The organism is Flavobacterium solisilvae (genome assembly GCF_012911605.1).
In the GTDB taxonomy this organism is placed as follows: Bacteria; Bacteroidota; Bacteroidia; order Flavobacteriales; family Flavobacteriaceae; genus Flavobacterium; species Flavobacterium solisilvae.
Window position 1 is genome coordinate 1 of record NZ_JAAMPT010000130.1, and the last position, 382, is coordinate 382.

General features: G+C 38.2%; 1 protein-coding gene. It reads left to right on the plus strand.

The features are described from left to right. On the plus strand, positions 1–382 hold a 382-nt coding region (locus tag G6042_RS00610), incomplete at both ends, for a putative Ig domain-containing protein (RefSeq protein WP_211161594.1).

Sequence of the window (382 nt, forward strand, 5' to 3'; positions counted from 1 at the left end):
CAACCGGAATAATTTCTGGAACGCCAACGGTTTTACAATCGGCTACGGATTATGAAGTTACGGCTACGAATTCTGGTGGAAGTACAACTTTTACCTTGTCGATTGCAGTGATTGATGTTGCGCCAACTTTACTTAGTTATGCAACGCCAAATGTTTTCACCATCGATGAAATAATTACCAATTTACAACCAACGGTTTCGGGCGAAAATTTAGTATTTTCAATTGTTCCAAGTTTGCCAAACGGATTATCATTCGACACAACAACCGGAATAATTTCTGGCACACCAACGGTTTTACAATCAGCTACGGATTATGAAGTTACAGCAACAAATTCTGGTGGAAGTGTTTCGTTTGTTTTATCAATCGAAATTATTGATTTAGC